Here is a 284-nt window from a genome sequence, read left to right as displayed (position 1 = left end):
TAACAAACGTCACGACCACGAAAGGCAGGAACAAGCCAGCCTTATAATAGGCAAGCGGCTCACCGCAGACGGCACAATTGTCGTGCTGCTCAAGGTAGTGATGAAAGAGCCAGCCTTTGCCGCAGTTCGGGCATTTGCACTTCGCACCCCGCTAGATTGGGGACTGTCAGTAATTTCGTGTGTGGCGGGCGATTGCATATTACGCCGCCATGGCTCGGATGAAGCGCTCGCCGAAGATTACAGCGAACTGCGCCTTGGCCATGGACCATTCACGTGGCGGCATT

General features: G+C 55.6%; 1 protein-coding gene. It reads left to right on the top strand.

Going from position 1 to position 284, the window contains the following annotated elements; all coding sequences use genetic code 11:
* The coding region (locus DDE76_RS19990) for a hypothetical protein (RefSeq protein WP_245892093.1) at positions 1-284 on the top strand (284 nt) is incomplete at both ends.

The organism is Devosia indica, assembly GCF_003056405.1.
GTDB lineage: Bacteria > Pseudomonadota > Alphaproteobacteria > Rhizobiales > Devosiaceae > Devosia > Devosia indica.
The sequence above is the reverse complement of the archived record's forward strand: the minus strand, read 5'-3'. Positions and strand labels throughout refer to the sequence as shown.